We start from the raw sequence: 19,364 nt of genomic DNA, 5'->3' as shown, positions 1-19,364 counted from the left end.
TGTTAAACAGTAGGTTACTCATCACCGAATCATCACACTTACATTAGTTACATAATAGCTTAGATTACTTTCAAATGATTCCCATTTTTAACGAACAATTTAGACTGATAGGGAAAATAGGAAACAGTAAACTATAATTATCTATTATGAGGTCTATTTATGAGTGTTTTGCAAGATATAAAAGAAAACAAATTCTATGTTGGTTCGCTTCCCCTGCCCGTCTTTATTGGTTTTTCACTTATCGTTTTTATCGCGGCTTTATTAGATCTTTTACCAAAAAGCATGATCGGTGGGTTTGCCGTTATTTTACCTTTAGGCTGGCTACTTGGCACAATTGGACAGAACTTGCCTGTCTTGAAAAAGTTCGGTGCGCCGGCAATTTTATCGTTGATTATCCCATCAATTATGGTCTACAACGACGTATTTGATCAAAACACGCTAGCTGCAACTAAAATGCTAATGAAAGAGTCAAACTTTTTATTATTTTATATTGCAAGCTTAGTGTGTGGTAGTATCTTAGGCATGAATAGAATCATCTTAGTCAACGGATTTATCCGTATGATGATACCGATGCTATTAGGGATGATTTTAGCTGCATTCGTTGGTGTTGGCGTCGCGGTTGCTTTTGGTGATACATGGGAACATGCTTTCTTTTATACTATTGCACCAGTAATGTCCGGTGGTGTTGGTGAAGGCGTCTTGCAATTATCAAATGCTTACAGCAATATTTTAGATCAGGATTATGATTCTTTTGTTAGTGCACTTATTCCTGCAACCGTTGTAGGTAACTTTTTTGCTATCACCTATACCGCAGTTATTAACCGCGTCGGCGAGCTTAAGCCGCATTTAAGTGGGCAAGGCCAATTGGTTAAAATGAAATTTGAAGGAATGGATGAAGCACTAAAAGACGATACCAGTCCACTTGACGCTAGCGCAATGAGTGGTGCGGTCATGACATTAGTTGCTATGTTTATGCTAGGTTCACTACTTGAGCACGTGACTCACTTCCCGGGCCCAGTATTAATGATTATTGCAACAGCTGCAATTAAATACCTACGCATTCTACCGGCAAGTGTTGAAAAAGGCAGCCAGCAGTGGTACAAATTTATTTCAGGCAACTTTACTTATCCATTAATGGCCGGGCTTGGTTTACTGTATATCGACTTAGGTAGTGTAGTTAATGTCTTAACTATTCCTTATTTTCTAACAATCGTATCAGTCGTATTTACCGTGTCGATGACCGGATTTGTCTGTAGCTATTTTTTCAAAATGTACCCTGTCGAAGCATCGATTATTTCATCATGCCAAAGTGGTATGGGCGGTACGGGAGATGTGGCCATTTTATCAACCGCTAACCGTATGAACTTAATGCCATTTGCTCAAGTGGCGACTCGTTTAGGTGGGGCATTAATGGTAATTGGTGCCACAGCACTATTACGTTATTTACATCTATAATATTTATATTAACTAAAATCGATTAATTAAAGAAAGAAAAGGTAATATTATGACAACAGTTCAAGAAAAAGCATTAGCGATCAGTAAAGAAAAACACGGTAAATTAGAGATTCGATCAAAAGTTGAAATTAATTCAATGGCAGATCTTAGTGTTGCTTATACCCCAGGTGTTGCTGCTGTTTGTACTGCTATTGCACAAAATAAAGATGATGTATACGAATACACCTCAAAACGCAACTTAGTTGCGGTTATTACCGATGGTTCGGCTGTACTTGGCCTTGGTAATATTGGTCCCGAAGCGGCGATTCCAGTGATGGAAGGTAAAGCTATTTTATTTAAACGTTTTGCCGATGTTGATGCCATTCCACTGTCAGTTAATACCCAAAATGTTGATGAAATTGTCAGCCATATAGCGGCATTTGCCCCATCATTTGGTGGTATCAACTTAGAAGATATTAGCGCGCCACGCTGCTTTGAAGTTGAAAGACGATTAAAAGAGATCCTTGACATCCCAGTATTCCACGATGATCAACACGGCACTGCAATTGTCGTATTAGCAGCCTTATATAATGCTTTAAGAGTGGTGAATAAATCAATCGACAAAATTAACGTGGTCATTAATGGAGGTGGCGCAGCTGGATTATCCATTGCGAATATGATGCTTGCAGCGGGTGTTAAGAATATTAAAGTGGTTGATAAAATTGGTATTCTGTGTGAAAACGATAGTTCATTACCCGCTCACCATAGGGAAATGGCGAAGAAAACTAACCGCGAAAAACAAATGGGTACCTTGCAAGATGCCGTTAAAGGTGCCGATGTATTCGTTGGTGTTTCAGCGCCTAATGCACTGAAAAAAGAGTGGGTTAGCACCATGGCTGAAAAATCCATTGTGTTTGCCATGGCCAATCCAACACCTGAAATCTTCCCTGAAGATGCCAAAGAAGCCGGCGCTTACATTGTTGGCACAGGCCGCAGTGATTATCCAAATCAGATTAACAATGTGTTAGCCTTCCCGGGTATTTTTAGAGGAGCGCTAGATGCGAGAGCCAAAGATATCACCTTAGAGATGCAACTTGCTGCAGCTAAAGGACTAGCAAGCATTGTCACCGATGAGAAAATCTCACCTGATTATATTTTACCAAATGCCTTCGAACCTAATGTCGCCAAAGTTGTTGCGCAAAGTGTATCAAATGCTGTGAAAAAATAGTCACCATATTTTAGTTGATCTTTGTCATAAAACCAGTTGTTATCCCATAGACAGCTGGTTTTTTTATGTATAATACCGCAAATAAAAATTTCAACGATCTGGCACCAAGGAAATGAAAATATTTTTTAAGCGTTTAAGATTAAAAACTAAACTGATTATTTTGATATGTATTGTTTTCATTTTAGCGGTTATTGCTGAAAATATTTACATCATGCGCATTGTGAATAATCAGTTCCATGAGCGCGCAATTCAAGACGTTGAAAATATAGCCAATATTTTAGCAACCACACCTGAAATTATTACGGCAATTGAAACCCCTACTCCACAAAATTTAGCCTTTATACAACAATATGCGCAAAATATTCAAGCACTAACGCAAGTTGAATTTATTACTATTTTTGATATGAACGGTATCCGTTTTTCCCATCCAGATAAAGATAAAATTGGCCAGATGATTGTCGGCGGTGATGGCGATCGGGTTTTACAAGGTGAATCATATATTTCTACCGCACAAGGAACATTGGGGCTATCTATCCGTGCATTTAGACCGATTTTTGCTCCTAATCATAACCAAATTGGTGCATTGATGGTTGGACAAACAGTGAATAAGTTGGCGTATTTAGCCTCGCGTACCAATCAATCGATTTTACTAACATTAATCACTTGCCTAATTATCGCTATATCCTTAGCTGTCTGGTTTTCTAAAAGTATTAAAAATATTTTACTCGGCCTTGAGCCGTTTGAGATGGTAAAATTGTTTGAAGAGCGAGATGCTATTATACGCACGGTAAAAGAAGGTATTTTAGTCATTAATCGCTATGGCATTATTACACAAATCAATGATGAAGCTATTCGTATATTACGTATTAAAGAGAACAAGGCCAGTATTATTAATCACGATGTTAGACAAATTATCCCTAATACTCGTTTACACGAGGTGATGCTAACAGGTGAATCAGAATATGATCGCGAACAAAATATTAATGGCATTGTGATTTTAACCAACCGGACACCGCTTTTTGTCAATGGTGAATTAACTGGCGCCATCGCCTCCTTTCGTGATATGACTGAAATACGCCAACTCGCTGAAAACCTAACTGGCGTTAACCGCTACGCCGATGCCTTGCGCTCTCAATCCCACGAATTTAATAATAAACTCCACGTCATTTATGGTTTGGCTTTCAACCAAAATAATCAAGAGTTAATTGATTATCTTGAAGAACTGATGGGCAGTAATGAAAAAGAATACGAGCATATCTCACAATCCATTCATGATCCGATTATTTCAGGGTTTTTAACCAGTAAATTCAGCCGGGCACGGGAATTAGATGTCACGTTGAGGTTTGATATTGACGGGCAATTAAGTCCGATTGCGCGTAGTTCTGTCACGCACTGCTTAATTACGATTTTGGGTAATTTAATTGATAATGGTTTAGATGCCGTGCAGTTTTTAGATGATAAGCAAATCGCCGTGCAGCTAAGCATCACACCAGAAACGTTCATTATTGAAGTGACCGATAACGGTCACGGAATTAGCGCAGATGTATCAGATAAAATTTTTACCAAAGGGTATTCGACTAAGGGGAATAACCGAGGAATTGGCTTGTATCTTGTTTTGGCAAGTGTCAATGAGCTCAACGGCCATATTGAATTAGCCCCGCAAAAAGTATCAGGTACTTGCTTTCGCATTTGTTTACCATTAAACACACTCTATCAGGAGAAATAATGATCAATGTGTTAATTGTCGAAGATGATCCGATGGTTGCCGAGCTCAATAAACAATATTTGACTATGGTGCCGGGATTCAAATTAGTGGGTCAAGTGAATAATGGTGAAGATGCGCTACATTTTATTCATGATAATCCGGTTTCATTGCTACTACTTGATGTGTTTATGCCAAAACTCAATGGACTTGAGCTCTTGCAACATATTCGTATCAGTTATCCGAATATCGATATTATCATGGTCACCGCAGCTTGTGATAGTGAAAGTATTCAATCAGCGTTGCGACTTGGCGTCATTGACTATATGGTCAAACCGTTTACGTTTAAACGATTTCGCACCGCGTTAATTACCTATCAAGAGCGAATTCGCTTGCTGAGTTCGAGTGATATACTCGATCAAAAGCAGCTTGATCATCGAATTTTTAGCCAAACATTACAGCAACCTAAAGTACTGCCTAAAGGTATTGAACCTGATACGCTCAATAAAGTCCGGCAAATCGTCGAGAATCTGGCCCAGGATTTTGCCATGAGTGATCTATCACTGTTAAGTTCGCTTTCGCGAATTTCATTAAAAAAATACATTAATTATTTAGAGGAAAGTGGTGAATTAGAAAGCTATTTGAGTCACCTGTCAGTTGGGCGACCGGTCAGAATGTACTCACTAAAAAGAAAACAATAGGTGCCATGGCACCTAATGCTCACCACTTAGTTTAATGCCACCAAAATAGCGCCTATCGCTATCATTGCAACGCCAACTCCGCCCCACACCGAAATTTTTTCACCAAATAGCACCACCGCAAACACCACTGCAAAGACCACACTGAGTTTATCAATCGGCGCCACTTGTGACACGTTCCCCACTTTGATGGCCATAAAATAAAAGAGCCAAGATAATGCGCCAGCAATGCCACTCAATGCAATAATAAAAATCGCTTTACGATCTTGTATAATCGTTTGTACAAGATGCATTTTCCCTTGTACAACAACCACGCCGACTAAAAAAATTGCCATCACTACAGCGCGAACAGCCGTTGCAGTATTGGCATCTAAATGTTGTAAACCGATTTTACCTAAAATAGCCACCGCAGCTGCAGTCATTGCTGATAGTAAGGCGTATATTAACCATGCACTCATCGATTAGTTCTTATCAATTTGGATCATCATTTGCTGCGCATTGGGATTTTTTTGGCACTGCTGAGAATTACTCATTGCACCATCACAGCCTTCAAGCACGCGTTGAGGTTTTGACCAGCGCACATCTTGTGGATCTTGTTTTGGACCACCGCAAGCGACAAGCGCGAAAGTAGTGGTAATCAAACTAACTAACATTATAATATTTTTCATGATATATTCCTTTTTAACTAATTGTTATTTATGGATTTTTACGTAATATTAACTCAATATTAATATGCTATCACACCGTATAGTGCACTCACCAAAGCGTACCTGAATATATTCACATGTGATGTAATCAATTTTATCATTCTATCGTCATCTAGATCATTTGAACACTACCACCGATTTTTATTGTTAAAAAATCGGTGGGTGATAGCATGTATTGTTCAATTAATTGCCGTAATAATCGAGGCGGCTCATCCAATGGTTCATCGGCCAGTTCAAAGGCCCCCCAATGAATAGCAATCGCCTTTTTACAACCAATATCATGAAAGAGCTGCAAAGCTTGCTGCGGATCGACATGTTGGTTATGCATAAACCAACGAGGCGCATAACTACCAATTGGAATCAGAGCGATATCAATATTGGGAAAGCGCTTTTTGACTTCGGCAAATCGCTCACTATAGCCAGTATCACCCATAAAATAAACACGGCGGGTATTCGATGTGAGCATCCAGCCACACCATAAAGTTCGATTCGTATCATGCAGTGTGCGCCGGCTCCAGTGTCTGGCTGGCACCGATGAGACCGTAATACCCTCAACGCATACACTGTCCCACCAATCGAGTTCAGTAACATTTTTCGCACCCCAACGCTGCATTTTATGCTTTAAACCGAGCGGCACAATCAATGATACTAGCGGGAAGCGTTTAATCAGTTGACGAATACTACGGTAATCTAAATGATCATAATGGTTATGTGATATCACTATCATATCAATATGTGGTAACTGAGCAATCGAGCTAGCACAAGGTGTATGCCTTTTAGGGCCAATAAATTGCACCGGCGAAGCTCGCTCAGAAAACAGGGGATCAGTCAGGATTGTTTTATGATTCATTTTGATGAGTGCAGTGGCATGACCTAGCCACCAAACCGCATCATCTTCTATTAAAAAATCGGCCTGTTGATACCAATTAGCATAAAACTGCGCATAGCCACCTTCCGGCGGATAGACCTTACGCTGTTGCCGCCATTTTTTAACATCACTGTGACGAATTAAAAAGGGGTCACTGTTACGAAACCCTTTAGGCGTATGGTGAGATTTATTCTGGTCATAATACTCATTTTTATGGCTCATCATCAAACCGCATACTTATCGCTGCCGCTCAATCATCACCGCCACATTTTGTGCAGCTGGGATCGCGCCAGGCTTGCTGACTTTAATTTTCACGCGTGAAACCGAAAAGTCATTGATGACCAATTGTGCCACTTCCTCAGCAACTCGCTCAATTAAGCCAAATTGCTGATGGGTCACATAATGCTCAATCGCTTGTGATACTTTCGCATAATCCAAGCAAAGCTCGACATTATCGCTTAAGCCTGCCGGGCGATTGTCCCAAGCCATTTCCAGATCAAGCACCAGTTTTTGCTTAATGGTCTTTTCCCACTCATAAACCCCAATTGTGGTAATTACCGCCAAACCCTCAATAAAAACGCAATCTTTAGTCATATTCGTCACCTTAAAGATGTTATTGCTAATGAGATTACCCAATCTCAATAAATTACGCTATAATTTATTATAAAATTTTTTGATCAAGATAAAAAGTTACTTGCTATGGTACGAATTTTTCAGCCAACCCCAATTTTATCCAATAGCGTTATTGAACTCGATGATAATGCGTTTAATCACCTTGTTAGAGTCTTACGTATGCGAGAAGGGGAAACATTAACGCTATTTGATGGTAGCAACAAAATTACGCCCGCTATCATTCAACAAATTCATAAAAAGACGCTAGTTGTTCAAACGTTCGATAGTACCGTCGATAATCGCGAATCACCACTAAATATTCACTTAGGTCAGGTGTTATCTCGTGGTGAAAAAATGGAATTTACCATTCAAAAATCGGTAGAACTCGGGGTTAACACCATTACCCCGCTATTATCTGAGCGTTGCGGTGTAAAATTAGATGCTGAGCGACTAGATAAAAAAGTGCAACAGTGGCAAAAAATTGCACAATCTGCTTGCGAGCAGTGTGGCCGTAATATTGTACCGACCATAAATCCTATTCAAAAACTTGATAACTGGTGTGCGAGCTTGCAAGATTACACCAAGCTAACGCTGCATCCCAGAGCCCAGCATGGTATTAATCAGCTCTCCTTGCCAAATGCTAATGTTGCACTACTAATTGGCCCAGAAGGTGGATTAACCGATGCGGAAGTGAATATGACAACCGCTTACCAATTTGCTGAAATTCTGTTAGGTCCACGGATTCTTCGCACAGAAACCGTTGCATTAACCGCGATAACGGCATTACAAGTTAAGTTCGGTGATATAGGTTAAGCGACTTTCTTTATTGATAACCATCATCTCATAAAGAAAATTATCACTGTCCAATCCATTTATATCGTGCATTTATTCCCGCAATTAATCATGTTCTCAAGCAATTGCAACTTAATGATGATACAATTTTATGCTACAGCAAAAATTCTGCTACTAAGAAACATTTAGGTATATACTAATTAAATTCACATTATATGTTTGAACATTATTTAAGGAGTTGTCATGATTAAACTCGGCATCGTAATGGATCCTATCAGTCAAATTAATATCAAAAAAGACACGAGTTTTGCCATGTTGCAAGAAGCGCAAAAGCGGGGCTATCAGATCTATTATATGGAGATGAAAGATCTCTTTTTAACTGCAGGTGAAGCTTATGCAACAACCCGTCAATTAACCGTTTACCAAGATAAAAGCCATTGGTTTGATTTTAAAGATGAACAGACGATTGCCTTAAGTGAACTCGATGTCATTTTAATGCGCAAAGACCCGCCATTTGATACTGAGTTTATTTATGCAACCTATATACTAGAGCGAGCGGAAAATGCTGGCGTACTGATAGTCAATAAGCCACAAAGTTTGCGTGATTGTAACGAAAAATTATACACCTCTTGGTTTGCACAATTTACCCCTGAAACACTAGTCACTCGCCAAACCAAGTTAATTAGAGAGTTTCATCAGAAACATCAAGATATCATTCTCAAACCACTCGATGGCATGGGCGGCACATCAATTTTTAGGGTGAAACAAGATGATCCCAATGTATCGGTTATTATCGAGACTTTAACTCACCATAATAGTCAGTACTGCATGGCACAAAACTATTTACTGGCGATTAAAGATGGCGATAAGCGTGTACTCGTTGTGGATGGTAAACCCGTGCCGTACTGTTTAGCGCGTATTCCGCAAAAAGGTGAAACACGTGGTAATCTTGCCGCTGGCGGATCAGGTGAAGTCAGAGCGTTGTCAGATAACGACTGGGCAATCGCCAATGCGATTGGGCCAACACTAAAAGCCAAAGGCTTATTGTTTGTTGGACTCGATATTATTGGTGACAAACTGACCGAAATCAATGTGACTAGCCCAACATGTGTACGAGAAATTGAAGCTGAAATTAGCAACTTATCCATTACCGGCATGTTAATGGATGCGATTGAAGAACGTTTAAAATAATTAAGGATATTAAATGATTAGGGAATACCGCGCATCTGACCTCGATAGAATCATGGCAATTTGGCTACAAGGTAATGAGCAAGCACATCATTTTATTGACGCGAACTTTTTTAAAAATAATTATGAGTTGGTAAAATTATTGATTCCCATGTCTACTGTGTATGTTCAAGATATCGATGGCACAATAACTGGGTTTATTGGCTTAACCGAAAATTATATTTCAGGGCTATTTGTTGATAGCGCCTATCAACATCAAGGTAACGGTCAAGCACTAATCGCGAAAGCAAAACAGCAACATAATGAATTATTTGCCCATGTCTATGTGCAAAACACAGCGGCTATCGCATTTTATCAATCGCAAGGGTTTGAAATTGATTCTCAGTCAATTAATGAAGAGACAAACCAACCTGAATATTTAATGGCTTGCCGTGTGGAGCACAATGTAAAAATCGGTAAATGTGCCTTATAACCACAAATATTCACTCTTGATAAAGTAAATTATTATGAATTTAAAAAATCATTTTATTATTGCGATGCCAACATTAAACGACGCATTATTTGGTCGCTCGGTGGTCTATATTTGTGAACATAACCAAGATGGCGCAATGGGGATTATCATTAACAAACCTATCGAGGATCTGACGATTCAAACCGTCTTATCCCGATTGGATATTACCCCTTATAAAAACTGCGCCGAACTTGAACAGCCGGTATTTATTGGAGGCCCCTTAGCGGAGGAACAAGGTTTTATTTTACACAGTCCACAAAAAGGATTCTCCTCGAGCATTACAATATCCGATGACGTGATGATAACCACCTCATTAGATGTGTTAAAATCAATCGGCTCTGTAGAGCAGCCCAAAGACTTACTATTGTCACTCGGTTATGCTAGCTGGGGAGATAGGCAACTCGAATATGAAATTGCCCAAAATGACTGGTTAGTAACACAAGCTAAATCGGATATTATTTTTGAAAGTCCAATTGATGAAAGGTGGCGTCTTGCCGCTCAGTCAATTGGCGTCAATATTGAAACTATGTCAATTCAAATGGGTAAGGCTTAATATGGCAACCGTAATTGCATTTGATTTTGGCACAAGTAGCATTGGTGCAGCTATTGGACAAGATATTACCAAAACCGCCCACCCGTTATGTGCCTTCAAAGCTCGCGATGGCAAACCCGTTTGGCAAGAGATAGAAAAAAAACTCAAAGAGTGGCAACCCGATTATTTAGTTGTTGGTTTACCTTTAAATATGGATGGCACAGAGCAAGAGCTGACGTTAAGAGCCAAAAAATTTGCCAATCGTTTACACGGCCGCTTTGGTTACCGGGTTGAACTACAAGATGAACGTCTGTCAACGGTAGAGGCGAAAGCCAGCCTTTTTGAATACGGCGGTTATCGCGCCTTGAATAAAGGTAAAGTTGATGCTAGCTCAGCCATGATTATTTTGGAAAGTTGGTTTGATAATTTACCGTAATAGTATGACTGCATTGCCGGTAGCCTTTAAATACGATGAGCTAAACATCATACTTAAACAGATCAAATCGTACTGATTTGATCTGTTTAAGCAGCAATTAACGCTGTAAATACTGTACCAAATCTTCAATGGTCACGACGGGAAAGTCGAATTTTTTGGCAAAAGCAACAACCTCTGGCGCCCGTGACATTGTTCCATCGTCATTAGTCAATTCACAAATGACCGCTGCCGGTTTAAAGCCCGCCAGTTTAACTAAATCAACCGATGCTTCAGTATGCCCTCGACGCGTTAATACCCCCCCCTCTTTAGCTACCAATGGGAAAACATGGCCAGGATGACTTAAATCTGCTGGTTTTGCATGATCCGCCACCGCAGCCTTAACCGTTGTCACACGATCAGCGGCAGACACGCCAGTTGATACACCTTTGGCAGCTTCAATGGTAATGGTAAAAGCAGTATGATTTTTGCTGGTATTGTTTGATACCATCATCGGTAATTCAAGCTTATCGCAATAAGCCTTAGGCATACATAAACAGACAATGCCACTACCATAACGGATTGTTAAGGCCATTTGTTCGGTTGTAATATGCTGCGCCGCCCACACAACATCACCTTCATTTTCACGATCTTCATCGTCAAGAACTAATACGCCGTGACCGGCTTTTAGTGCCTCAATCGCTTTTTCAACGCGTTCAATCGGAGAGCCAAACTCAGTTAGGCTAAAAGTATTGTGCACCACATTTGGTGTATTTTCGAATTTCTGATTCATGGTAAATATCATCCTATTAATTAATTGAATACCAGAATCAGGGCTATTGCTTGACCATCAGATACATTGCATAACAGCAATCATGATTATATGAAAGGTAAATAAGCAACTCTCTTTTATCCAGACTATCACTGTCGGCCTTGGAATTTCACCAAATCTGCTAGACCTTAATCGTGTTTAATCCACCATTAAGCGCTCGTGGGCTATCACCACCGGTGGGGACTTACACCCCGCCCTGAGAATTATCAGCTAAGCTGACGTCATTACTATAATATGAAATTAATAAAAATTCATCCATTTACATAAAAAAAACCGGCATAATGCCGGTTTTTAATGCAAACATAGCACTTAAAAACTATATTTAAGTCCCAGCATAATCGACGCGTTTTTATAATCATGATCGCCACGCTGACCGGCTAAATTAAGCCAAAGACTGGTATTTTTTTCAATGTTACCTTCAACACCAACTTTGATCTCACCAATATTTCGAGCGCCATCTTGGCCAAGCGTTAATTCATCATTTAGTGTCACATCATACAACTTCGTATTATGTAACCAATTTGCTTCAACAAAGAATTGTGCTGACTGATTAGTGATAGCCTGAATTTGTGCATTGCTGAGTAAGGCGGCGCGAATCCCGAAACGAGTTTGCAAATTACCATGGCTAAAACTTACTCGCGTACCATTACTTTCGGTAAAGTCATCCGCTTTAGCATTAGCCCAAATTGCTTGAGCTTGTGGTTGTAGCCAAACATCATAGTTACCTAATTGCCCGGTTTTAAATGAGTACCCCGATTCGATAGATGCAGTTAAGCCACTAATGTTATAACTTTCAGAGAACTTCTCACCGGTGACCGATGCATCAAAATGATTCCATAACGCCCAAGTATCAAGATAAAAACCGGTTTTATCTTGGTCATTATCATACCATGTAGCGTAAGCGCCATAACTGTAACCATCAACAGTTGCATCAGATTTTGAACCATCAATATTGGAGGTTGAGGTTGTTTTACTTCTACCATACCCCACCATGACCCCTAAATGCAGTCTATTTTGCTCATTGGAACTCCATTGAGCAATATCTCCACCGATCTGAGTGATATTCCAGTGATCTTTAGCGGATAAATCTCCGTTTGCTACATTATACTTATCATAACCGTATTGATGGCGTATCCACATACTGGTAACTTTCTGCTCGCCAGTGAATAAATCGATATATTGAGTTTCACCTACTCTGTCATACAAACGTAAATTGAATAAATTATTCGCCGAGAAAAGATTACCCACATAACTCCCAATTTCAGCTCGTGCAGTCAAATCGCTAAACAATACCCAATTATTGTTATTACTTTCACTACGTTGAAGCTTATACTCATATGCCCCAGCAATAATGCGATCTGATTGTGAAAACTCCGCATCCGATTGACCATTAACATCAATAATGGCAATACCATTAATGGTTTTCGCACCTAATCCACCAATATTATTTACGGTGACAATGCTATTACCTGATGAATTACCATTAATAATCAGTTTACCAATTGGCGAGCTATCATCGGTTAAGGTGCCATTAAAAATCAAATGGCTACCTTCATTACCTTGATAATCATTCACCGTTACACTACTTTGACTAACCGTCGTACTGTTAGGTAATTGACCGATAAAGACATTCCCCTGATTATGCATATTGCCGTTAAAGACGGCATTTTCTAGGCCAATTAATGCACTACCTTTATCTATATTTAACTCACTTGCCTGATAACTATCACGGGTAGCATTATTATCGCCTTTAAATACAATCGCTCCCCCTTTAATATTAATCTCACCCGTATAGTCTTTCGCTTGTGCTAGTGAAAAGTTTAAGGTACCTGAATTATATTTATTAACCATGCCATTACCCGATAAATGGCTGTTGGTCAGCACACTTTCATCAGACAAATAGAGGTTAAGTTCACCATTATTGGTAAGCGAACCACTGCCTAAACCACCTTGTGAATCGAGGTTGACTTTACCATTAATCGCATTGGTAATATCAGCGGTTAAGGCAGAATTTTCACCAATAACGGTCAGCGTCGCCGTACCAGCTGTTGCTCTTGTCAAACTAGTATCACCAATAATCAATTGACCACTACCTTGTAGCGTGCCAGATGAAAGATAAGATGTCATATCGTTGGTAAGACTCGTAGCATCTTGACCCGTAATAGTTAACTGACCATTATTCAAATTGATTATCGCGTTTTGATCACTGTATAAACGGCCAACGCTCTGGGCATGGCCACTAAGATCGAACAGCGTATTGGCATCAAGTTTTAATAAACGTGTTAATCCTAACGCATTATCAGCGCCGGCGATTAAGGTACTTGTATCTTTGATAAAGGTTGAACCATGATAACTATTTGTGCCACTTAGCGTGACGGCTTTGCTGCCACGTATTTGCACATCGCCATAGCTCCAAGTGCCATCACCATTATCATAATCGGTAATTAATGCATCAAGTTCACTACTGCTAGCTTTGCTAGGATCACTCCCTGTCGCATCAAGAATTAAGGCATTTCCCACACCTGTTACGTCATTTTTAGCCTTAAGTTCAATCTGCGTTAAGCCATAACCCACATACAGTCCATCGCTATTTTCACCTTTAGTTAATCGGGTATCATAAGTCGCACGGGCAACAACTTCACTATTTTGCACGAGATCAGTTTTTGCTGAAGAGGCAATTTCATGACCTGTTTCATCTATTAACTTTATCTGCGTGCGATCGATATCAACATTAATTGCACCGCCTGATACATTATTAGCCGCAACTAATTGCGTTAAAATAATACCGTCATCTTGCTCTAATAAAGGTAATGATGTTGGGATGCCTGGATTATAGATAGACCCACTTGCATCAATTTTGATATTGCCTTTGTCTAAGACTAAATTATCCACCGAAATATGATTGGTTGATTTATCATTAACCAAGTCAATTTTACCGAAATCAACCGTGCCGCCATTGAGCGTTAAACCTTTTATAATTTGTTCACCAGCGCCAACCGTTACATAACTATTCGCACTCGCTTTTAACGTTGCTTGTGTTAATGCAGAGGTATTACTATGCTCAGCACTATCTTGTAGCGCGTATTGCGTATTTGATAGCTCAAGTGTTCCGTTGAAATCACCAGTATTAGTTGTGTTATTAAACGCAAAAACATGATTCGGCTTACCACTATCGTCAAGATGTTGTAAATCAACACTAAATGTGCCTTTACCATTCAATAAACGATCAAAAGCAGTATTATCTTTATTCCATCTGTAGGTTAAAATACTTGCTACATCGATCATATCATATGTATTCACCCCAGAATTTAAACCATCTTGGGTGGCTAAATTATTCAGTGTCACTTTACTATTATTGTCTAAAGCAAAATGTTCAATATGCTTAATCGTATCATCGTTATTAATGGTAACACTGGAATTATTCGTAAAAGTGACGCTGTTTTGCCCTTCTCCACCATCAAGTTCCGTGAACTGTTTTAACTGATTATCGCCGCCTAAATCATCTCCAACTGCTTGGTGAATAACAAAGGTATCATTTCCATCACCCGTTCTAAAAATATTTCCTTCACCAATTAATGTGACGTTATTACCTTGAGTCTTATCATTAGGATCAGCTAATGTACCGTATCCAAGCAATTCAACAATGCCATTAATATTGCCTTTTGCTGCGTTGGTAAAATTAAGGCTATGTTCTGTCTGCTGTGTTTTAATTGCATAACTATCTTTAGCAATAGTTTTATCGGTTGCAGTAAACTGATACTGGTCTGCGCCATTTTTCGCAAAATCACCGAATAACACTTCGCCATTATTAGTAAATGATGCAATATGACCATTATTCAAATCGACAATGACAGCATTTTTATTCGCTGAATGCAAGTGACCCGATTGGGAGGCAGTTTCGGTGCTGCCTTTAATTTCTAGTGCTGATTGGCCATTAGCACTGATTATATTCACACTCGCGGAAGTATTAACATTTTTCGATGAGTCGACATAGATACCATGCCCATCATTTTCATAAACATTGATAATGACATTCTCATAGCCGCTATTATTGATGCTATTATGTGTTGTGCCCGTTACTTCGCCCGTTGCACTATCAATATTTTCAAAACGCAGCCCTGTACCTTGACCGTAAACATTAATCGTACCCGATGTTTGTGAAGATTGGATCAATCCAACCCCAGAATGAATACCATATCCATCTTTAACATTGATGATCGCATTATTGGTCAATTGAATTTGCTCTAATGCTGAACGATTTTCAATGCCGTTACCCATACTGCTGTTTGAGTTATTATCGTAAAGATCCAGAATTGCACTATCAAGTACAATTTGATTGGCTCCATCGACTAAAATACCATGTGCAGTCCCTTGTGCTTTAGTTATGCCTGAGCCGGATAATTTTAGGCTGGCATTATCTTTAACATGATAAGCTGAATCATTGTTATTGCCATCAGCACCAATTGCCCAAACAACAGGTATTTCGCCATTACCAATGTTATTGATCGTCGCTAATGAGTTACTGCCACTAATTTCAACAGCAGTACCGCGTACTTTAATATAAGAGCCTAATTTACTAATTAACGTCCCACCGCTGTCGATTTTGACCCCAATATTATTTAAGCTTGGTGATTGGAAATCGATACTACCAAGATGATCAAGCGTGCCTCGATTGGTCACATAGTAGCCAACTGAATTTTGACCAGTAACCACTTGTTCTGAATTTGATGCGAGATTTGTTGTTAATTGTGCCGAACTCTCTAGATAGGATAAACCATTATTCGCTGGCGTATTAACACCATTTACATCATAATAATTACCATCAACTCGGGCTAAAATAGAATTACTTCCCGTTAATTCGATTTTAGTATTTTGGCTTATTTTAACGTTCGCACCACCTTCAACGCTTATCCCTTTTGCATTCTCACCATTGACCTTTAAAGTAAATCCACTCAAATCAGCAACGGTATGGTTACTCACGCCAGTTGCAGTTGGACCATTGGTTACAACCATTAGTATCGAGTTTTTAGCATTGTTGGAATCTAAAATTGATAAAGATGGATTGTTAGAGGCTATTGTGCCAGAATTAAATGTTGAACCACGTTCAATACGAAATAGCACCGACCCTTCACCATCAAGTAGTAACTCTTTATCACTGTTATAAATAATAGAGGCCGGTTTAGAAATACCTGAAATTAAAAACCCAATTTGATTATTCTTATCACTAAAGGTAAGACCTGCGTGATCATTAATTTCAGCGCTTGCACCATCGCGAATATGCACGCCAATTGCCCGATCGGCGTTGATATTAATCGCTGAATTTCCATTCATAATCAACTTAGCGTTTTCACCTTGTACCCAAGCACCGAAACTCCTCACCGCCGATTCGCCATCACTACTAACTGCATTTTGACCATTCAAGTTAACCGTACCGGCTAATGTTATTTGTCCACCATTATCTGTCCATAATGCTGTGCTTCCCACATCATTAAGGGTGATCGTACCATTAATAGTGACGGCTGATTTGCGATCACTGACATAGATAACTTTATTGTCATTACCTCTATTTTTGTCAACATCACTAATCGGGTTATTCTCTTTATTTAACACAATAATTGAATCAGCCTTATCAGCATAGTGACCACCATCGCTTACTTGCACAACTTTAACATCATGTTGACTACTTGAGACATAGACATCTTTGTTATTGATAAGTTCAGAACCCTCGCCTGCAACGGTAATCGCCGTATAAGCACCTTTGTTCGATGATTTATTAGAGATAGTTTGAGTTTGGCTATCATATTGATAACCGATATAAATTTGGCCATTATTAACTAGCGTTGCCTTGTTATCAAGCGCAACAACGCCATCGCCGATAAGAATATTATTGTTGGTACTTGCAGCGCCATAAGCAGTATGCGCACCACCTGCAACCCCATCATTTTCGAAAGTGGTACCAACTCCACTAACAATCACAACGCCCCCAATGGTAGCTCCATTATTATTTTTTACTATAGAACCATCTTTTGCTGTCACTGAATCGCTAATTGTACCACTATTGTTGAGCGAACCATTTTGGTTCATAATGACTTTACCACGTATAATCGCATCAGCGTCATTAACAATAGTAACTTGATCTTGACCATTAATACTATTAATTATTGCTCCTGTTTTATTTTTAACGGTACCGTCACTAATAGACACTACTCCATTAATCAAACCTGCATTTTCAATTAAAGTTGTTGAATGATTACCGCTTGATCGATCGCCACTGTATAATGTCACATTACCATTAATTGTTCCTGTGCTGGCAACATAAATCTCAGCGTTTTTAGCAATTAATGCATCTTTACCATGGGCATCAAGCGTACCATTAATGTTGAAAATATTATTACTATCAACGCCCGATCCAGTGTAAGCAGCATTTATAATTACGCCAGAACTGTCTATACTATCTACTTTCGTATTTTCATTCACCGTTACTTTCGAACCACTACCTGTTACACCAAGAAAACGGTTATTTACTGTGGCTTGTAAACCGATGTCAGTATATCTATCAGCCTCCGTAACACGATTATTAAATTTATCTTGTAAGCCTTGTTCCTTAGCTAATGTATCTAATTCGTTTTTATCTAGGTTATAAGCGTAACTATACGATCCAAGTACTTCACGTGAGCTAAATACTTTCGAAATCTGTGCATCATAAAATGCCTTCATCATTTCGGGGGTTGGGTTATCAAGCCTAACTTGTTCATTTTGTTGGATATATTTAATTAACTCTTTGTTAAATTTGTTGAAATCCGCCTCAGAACTAATGTTTCTACTACCTAGGACAGTATCTACATCGCCTTTATATGTCACTTTAACAACTTCTTGTTGATTACCGAATTGATAACTATTACCTGATACGTCAGAAACAGAGTTACTCTCATTACCCGTATAATAATTCACATCAGTATCAAAGGTTAAGTTAGCACCATCATTTAATTCAATAATAGCCGTACCAGCATTTTTAGAAATTGCTGATAAATAATTATTGCTACCAGGATTAGTATTTTCAATTGTAAGATCGGTATCACTTCCGGAAACAGTAATCAATTGGGTATGTTGATACTGTTGATTATTCGGCATTTTTTCATAGAAATCGATTGATTTATTGGTAGTAATATTCGTTGTTGTTTCATTTTTAATCGCATTATCATTAACTACAAGCTCAAAAATCTTACCAGTAACAGGATCTGCGTACTGTATGGTTTTGATTGAAATCGATGTACTTTCTGTATTTTTGCCTAGCACATTATTGGGATCAGAGACGGTAAATTTGCTGTCATCAATTGTTTGAGCTTTAACTTTCGCTTGTTCTAACTTGTTTTGTGCATTATCGAGTTCAGCTTGCGTTGCCAAACCATTATTGAATTGATTTTGAACCTGATTAAAAGTCGACTGTGCATTAGCAACATCGGCATATTTGGTTTGATAGAGCGTATTGATTTTATCATTAATTGTGAGTGTATATTTATGAGTCTCAGAACCTAAACTAGCACTATTTAAACCATCACCAATGCCTAAATCAACTACCTGACCCGAACCCGATACCTTAATACTGCCGAATTTATTGTTATTAACAGCAGGATTATAACCTTGTGGAATGGATATAGCCCCATAAGCTTGACTTGATAAGCCAGCCAATAACAGCAATGATGTTAACTTTAATTTACGACCTTTTTTGACTCCTGTCGCCAATTCTGAAACTGCCACAAAACAGCCAGTCGCGTTATTTTTAAGCACCTTATATATTTTATTCATATTATTCCCTTTTATTAATATTATTTTTTTATTAGTAAAAAT

Annotated in this window: 15 protein-coding genes and 1 riboswitch; of the genes, 9 read left to right on the top strand and 6 right to left on the bottom strand. The window is 38.9% G+C overall.

What is annotated here, in order from left to right; translation table 11 throughout:
* The first annotated feature begins 159 nt into the window (after positions 1–159).
* From DES39_RS02960 to DES39_RS02945, 4 genes are all read left to right on the top strand, one after another.
* Complete coding sequence (locus DES39_RS02960; RefSeq protein WP_121144265.1) at positions 160–1,455, top strand: 2-hydroxycarboxylate transporter family protein; 1,296 nt, start codon at positions 160–162, stop codon at positions 1,453–1,455.
* A gap of 49 nt (positions 1,456–1,504) precedes the next feature.
* Positions 1,505–2,662, top strand: a complete 1,158-nt coding sequence (locus DES39_RS02955; RefSeq protein WP_121144264.1) for an NAD(P)-dependent malic enzyme — start codon at positions 1,505–1,507, stop codon at positions 2,660–2,662.
* A gap of 112 nt (positions 2,663–2,774) precedes the next feature.
* On the top strand, positions 2,775–4,388 hold the full coding sequence (gene dcuS / locus DES39_RS02950) for a DcuS/MalK family sensor histidine kinase (RefSeq protein WP_121144263.1): 1,614 nt from the start codon (positions 2,775–2,777) through the stop codon (positions 4,386–4,388).
* A complete protein-coding gene (locus DES39_RS02945; protein WP_121144262.1) occupies positions 4,388–5,065 on the top strand; it encodes a response regulator in 678 nt (225 codons plus the stop codon). Before dcuS ends, DES39_RS02945 begins: the two co-directional genes overlap by 1 nt.
* Before the next feature lie 26 nt (positions 5,066–5,091).
* On the opposite strand, the gene DES39_RS02940 is transcribed toward DES39_RS02945, so the two are convergent.
* The 4 genes from DES39_RS02940 to folB all read right to left on the bottom strand — a co-directional run bounded on the left by DES39_RS02940 (position 5,092) and on the right by folB (position 7,231).
* On the bottom strand, positions 5,092–5,520 hold the full coding sequence (locus DES39_RS02940) for an EamA family transporter (RefSeq protein WP_121144261.1): 429 nt from the start codon (positions 5,518–5,520) through the stop codon (positions 5,092–5,094).
* A 3-nt stretch (positions 5,521–5,523) separates the two neighbouring features.
* Positions 5,524–5,730, bottom strand: coding sequence for a hypothetical protein (locus DES39_RS02935; RefSeq protein WP_121144260.1), 207 nt, complete (start codon positions 5,728–5,730; stop codon positions 5,524–5,526).
* A 151-nt stretch (positions 5,731–5,881) separates the two neighbouring features.
* Positions 5,882–6,859 carry an MBL fold metallo-hydrolase gene (locus DES39_RS02930; RefSeq protein WP_121144769.1) on the bottom strand — a complete coding sequence of 326 codons (978 nt, stop codon included), beginning with the start codon at positions 6,857–6,859 and terminating at the stop codon, positions 5,882–5,884.
* Positions 6,860–6,874: 15 nt separating this feature from the next.
* Positions 6,875–7,231: a dihydroneopterin aldolase gene (gene folB, locus DES39_RS02925; protein ID WP_121144259.1), complete on the bottom strand. Its 357-nt coding sequence runs from the start codon at positions 7,229–7,231 to the stop codon at positions 6,875–6,877.
* A gap of 105 nt (positions 7,232–7,336) precedes the next feature.
* Between folB and rsmE the strand changes: the two genes are divergently transcribed.
* From rsmE to ruvX, 5 genes are all read left to right on the top strand, one after another.
* On the top strand, positions 7,337–8,062 hold the full coding sequence (rsmE, locus tag DES39_RS02920) for a 16S rRNA (uracil(1498)-N(3))-methyltransferase (protein ID WP_121144258.1): 726 nt from the start codon (positions 7,337–7,339) through the stop codon (positions 8,060–8,062).
* A gap of 222 nt (positions 8,063–8,284) precedes the next feature.
* Positions 8,285–9,232 carry a glutathione synthase gene (gshB, locus tag DES39_RS02915; RefSeq protein ID WP_121144257.1) on the top strand — a complete coding sequence of 316 codons (948 nt, stop codon included), beginning with the start codon at positions 8,285–8,287 and terminating at the stop codon, positions 9,230–9,232.
* A gap of 13 nt (positions 9,233–9,245) precedes the next feature.
* On the top strand, positions 9,246–9,701 hold the full coding sequence (locus DES39_RS02910) for a GNAT family N-acetyltransferase (protein WP_121144256.1): 456 nt from the start codon (positions 9,246–9,248) through the stop codon (positions 9,699–9,701).
* A 34-nt stretch (positions 9,702–9,735) separates the two neighbouring features.
* A complete protein-coding gene (locus DES39_RS02905; RefSeq protein ID WP_121144255.1) occupies positions 9,736–10,293 on the top strand; it encodes a YqgE/AlgH family protein in 558 nt (185 codons plus the stop codon).
* 1 nt (position 10,294) lies between these two features.
* Complete coding sequence (gene ruvX, locus DES39_RS02900; protein ID WP_211324597.1) at positions 10,295–10,708, top strand: Holliday junction resolvase RuvX; 414 nt, start codon at positions 10,295–10,297, stop codon at positions 10,706–10,708.
* A gap of 97 nt (positions 10,709–10,805) precedes the next feature.
* Here the strand turns inward: ruvX and ribB are convergent, their stop codons facing one another.
* Together ribB and DES39_RS02890 are read right to left on the bottom strand one after the other, a co-directional pair.
* Complete coding sequence (gene ribB, locus DES39_RS02895) at positions 10,806–11,477, bottom strand: 3,4-dihydroxy-2-butanone-4-phosphate synthase (protein WP_121144253.1); 672 nt, start codon at positions 11,475–11,477, stop codon at positions 10,806–10,808.
* A 104-nt stretch (positions 11,478–11,581) separates the two neighbouring features.
* Positions 11,582–11,724, bottom strand: a riboswitch (FMN riboswitch).
* A 101-nt stretch (positions 11,725–11,825) separates the two neighbouring features.
* Positions 11,826–19,322 (bottom strand): autotransporter outer membrane beta-barrel domain-containing protein, encoded by a 7,497-nt coding sequence (locus tag DES39_RS02890; RefSeq protein ID WP_170143321.1) that lies wholly within the window; start codon positions 19,320–19,322, stop codon positions 11,826–11,828.
* Positions 19,323–19,364: the final 42 nt, after the last annotated feature.

Source organism: Orbus hercynius, assembly GCF_003634275.1.
GTDB classification, from domain to species: Bacteria; Pseudomonadota; Gammaproteobacteria; order Enterobacterales; family Orbaceae; genus Orbus; species Orbus hercynius.
The sequence above is the reverse complement of the archived record's forward strand: the minus strand, read 5'-3'. Positions and strand labels throughout refer to the sequence as shown.